This is a genomic window from Aeromicrobium sp. REDSEA-S32_B7 (assembly GCF_001626145.1).
Classification (GTDB): domain Bacteria; phylum Actinomycetota; class Actinomycetes; order Propionibacteriales; family Nocardioidaceae; genus Aeromicrobium; species Aeromicrobium erythreum.
Map to the genome: position 1 here is coordinate 1 of NZ_LUNF01000283.1, position 3,875 is coordinate 3,875.

The 3,875-nt window shown below is 72.1% G+C and carries 2 protein-coding genes; both read left to right on the forward strand.

The genetic code is table 11. From position 1 onward, the window contains the following. The first annotated feature begins 213 nt into the window (after window positions 1-213). Window positions 214-1,605, forward strand: coding sequence for an NAD(P)H-quinone dehydrogenase (locus A6Q79_RS16835; protein WP_286689328.1), 1,392 nt, complete (start codon window positions 214-216; stop codon window positions 1,603-1,605). Window positions 1,606-1,700: 95 nt separating this feature from the next. Continuing rightward, window positions 1,701-3,875 (forward strand): N-acetylmuramoyl-L-alanine amidase (locus tag A6Q79_RS16840; RefSeq protein ID WP_317698821.1); only part of this gene is annotated, 2,175 nt, incomplete at its 3' end.

Genomic DNA, 3,875 nt, shown 5'->3' on the forward strand with positions numbered 1-3,875 from the left:
GGTGGGCGGTCGGGTGGGCGGTCGGGTGGGGTTGGGGCACCGGGGGCACACCTCTCGATCGCGCCCGTCTCGAACGTGATGAGGCAAGGCTTGGCTTACTCAGGTTTGCCTCAGCATAGTAAGGCTCACCTCAGCTTGACCAGGGGGGTGCGGGAGCCATCGGCCCGCGCGCCCGGCTGCCGTCCGGGGCCCCCGCGGTGAGAGGATGGAGAGGTGACGCACGTGGTGATCATCGGAGGCGGACCTGGCGGCTACGAGGCGGCACTCGTCGCCGCGCGACTCGGGGCCCAGGTCACCGTGGTGGAGCGCGACGGGCTCGGCGGCTCGACCGTCCTCACCGACTGCGTGCCCAGCAAGACCCTCATCGCGACGTCCGACCTCCTGACCGAGGTCGAGTCGTCCGCCGAGCTCGGCGTCGAGGTGCCCCGCGACGTGCGTGCCGACCTGGCGGCGGTGAACGACCGCGTGCTGCGACTCGCGCTGGCGCAGTCGGCCGACATCGCCGGTCGACTGGACCGCGAGGGCATCGAGGTCGTCCGCGGCACCGCCCGACTGCTCTCGGCCCGCGAGGTCGAGGTCGTCGAGGCCTCCTCGTCGGACCAGGACGCGAGCGGTGCGACCCGGGTCGTCGAGGCCGACGCCGTGATCCTCGCGACGGGCGCGCACCCGCGGGTCAGCCCCGACGCGCTGCCCGACGGCGAGCGCATCCTCACCTGGGAGCAGGTCTACGCCCTGCGCGAGATCCCCGAGCACATGATCGTCGTCGGCTCGGGTGTCACCGGGGCCGAGTTCGCGAGCGCCTACAACGGCCTCGACGCGCACGTCACGCTCGTCTCGAGCCGCGACCGCGTGCTCCCGGGCGAGGACGAGGACGCCGCGGAGCTCATCGAGGACGTCTTCCGCGAGCGCGGCATGACCGTCATGGGCCAGTCGCGCATGGCCTCCGTGCGTCGCGAGGGCGACCAGGTGGTCGTCACGCTGACCGACGGTCGCGAGGTCGTCGGCTCGCACTGCCTGCTCGCGCTCGGCTCCATCCCCAACACCGCCGACCTCGGCCTCGAGGACGTCGGCGTCGCGCTCGACGACGCCGGCTTCGTGCGCGTCGACCGCGTGTCGCGCACGAGCGTGCCGGGGGTCTACGCGGCGGGTGACTGCACGGGCGTGCTCATGCTGGCCTCCGTGGCGGCGCAGCAGGGCCGGATCGCCGTCGCCCACCTGCTCGGCGACGCCGTGCACCCGCTGGACCTGCAGAAGGTCTCCAGCAACATCTTCACGTCCCCGGAGATCGCCACGGTGGGCCTGTCCCAGCGAGCCATCGACGAGGCCGGGCTGCACGTCGACGTCGTCATGCTCCCGCTCGCGACGAACGCCCGCGCCAAGATGCAGGGCGTGCGGCACGGCTTCGTGAAGCTGTTCTCCCGCCGGGGGATGGGCGTGGTCGTCGGCGGCGTCGTCGTCGGTCCGCGGGCCAGCGAGCTCATCCACGCCGTCTCGCTCGCGGTGTCCGCCTCGCTGACCGTCGACCAGGTCGCCGACGCCTTCACCGTGTACCCCTCGATGTCGGGGTCGGTGGCCGAGGCTGCACGCAGTCTGCACCCGCGCTGACCTGCGGAAATGACAGGCGTGTAGTTCGTCGACTCCGGTGGATATCGCGCCGGATGTGTGATGCAGTAGCCCAGCACCATCGTCACATCCGCCCCATGAGTCACAGGATCGGACTTCCCCACATGCGCTTCTGGACCCTGGTCCGGCGAGCCTTCCCGTTCGCCGTCGTCACCGCCGTCGCGGTGTCCGCCCTCATCGCCACGCCCGACACCGCCCCGACCCAGACGTCGCAGGCGGCGGCTCCGCGACCGGCCACGCTGCACGAGCTCGACGTCCCGGCGACGCAGGCCCCTGAGGTCCCCGCGGCCTCCGCGGCACCGGCGGCGACGCCGTCGCCCAGCCCCTCCGCGCCCGAGCGCAGCGAGGTCCGCCAGCAGGCCGTCCCGCCGGCGCCCGAGAAGACTGCGCACGAGAAGGCTGGGCCCGAGAAGGACGGGACCGACGAGGTCGCCACCCTGCCGCGCACGACCGTGCGCCCGTTCTCGATGGTCGGTGTCACCTGGGCGCGCGGCGGCGAGGACTTCGACGTGAAGGTCGCGCTGCGCAAGAACGGCACGTGGGGTGCGTTCCAGACGCTCGACACCGACCGAGACGCCGAGGCCGACGCCGGCCCCGAGGTCGGTCGCGCCGGGACGGACCCGCTGTGGGTCGGGTCCGCCGACGGTGTCGCCGTGCGCGTGACGTCGCCCAGCGGCCAGCGCCCGACGGACCTGAAGGTCGCCACCATCGACCCGGGTCGCGGCAGCGACGTCGCCCCGGCCGCCGCGACGGCGGGCAACAACGACTACACGAAGGCCCAGTCGGCCGGCATCGTCCGGGCGACGCAGGCGTACCACACGGGCGCGCGCGGCTGGTGCGACATCGGCTACAACTTCCTGGTCGACAAGTACGGCCAGATCTTCGAGGGGCGTCGCGGCGGCATCGCCAAGCAGGTCCGTGCCGCCCACTCCGGCAACGGTCCGGTCAACGAGCGCACGGTGGGCATCTCGATGATGGGCACCTACGCCAAGGTCGCGCCGACCGCCGCCACGAAGAAGGCCGTCGCCGACCTCGTCGCGTGGCGCTTCTCGCTGGCCAAGCTCAAGGCCACGGGCACCTACACGCTCGGCGGCCTGCGGCTGAACCGCATCGTCGGCCACCGCGACGTCCTGTCGACCGAGTGCCCCGGTGCCGCCGCCTACGCCTGGGTGACGTCGTCCGGCTCCACCGGTCTGCGCCAGGAGGTGGCCCGACGTCTCGCCGGGTCGTCGTCGACGCCGAGCACCCCGACGCCGCCCACGACCACGCCGACGTCGGGCAAGGACATCAAGTCCCTCGCCGCCGCGATCGGCAGCGAGAAGCTGGGCAAGCTCGTGCGCAAGGAGTGGGGCAACTCGGTCCAGCGCCGGGCGATCTACCAGAACATGGACCTGCTCTGGACGAAGGCCGCCGGTGCGTTCTCGGTGACCAGCGTCGTGCGCCGCGAGTGGCACCGCACGGGCGAGCAGGGCGGACGCCTCGGCTTCCCGATCAGCAGCCGCAGCAGCACCGGTGACGCCAACGTCAAGTACCAGCGCTTCCAGAAGGGCAGCGTCTACATCGTCGGCACCGGCTCGGCGACGAAGGCGTACGCCATCTACGGCCCGATCTTCGAGTCCTACAAGACCGTCAAGGGCACCTCGGGCCCGCTCGGCGCCCCGACCTCGACCGTGCTCCGCGACCGCACCGGCTACCAGCGGGTGACGTTCGCGAAGGGGTACATGGAGTACTCGGAGGGCTCGCGCGCCGTGAGCACCTGGTACAAGAACGGCTCGAGCCCGGACCAGCTGACCGTGCCGAGCGACCGGTCGGTCGTCATCAACGGACGCGGCTTCGGCCACGGGATCGGCATGAGCCAGTACGGCGCCCAGGGCGCGGCGCGTCAGGGCAAGACGTTCCAGCAGATCCTCGCGTCCTACTACCCGGGCACGTCCGTGGCGCAGCGCAGCGGCTCGATCCGCGTGCTCGTGGGCGACGCGACGTCGTCGACGGTCACGGTTCGCGCGCGGTCCGGGCTGGTCTTCCGGACGCTGGCCTCCAGCAGTGGTACGACGCTGCCGACGTCGTCGTCGGGCACGCCGATCACCAACTGGCGCATCCGCGTCAGCACGGCCGACGCGACGAAGTCGGTGCTCGAGTACCGGGCAGGGTCGCGCTGGCGGGTCTTCCGCGACCGGATCTGGCGCGGGTCCGCGCAGTTCCAGGCGACGTCGCTCGGACTCGTCCTGCCGAACGGCTCGGTGCGCGAGTAC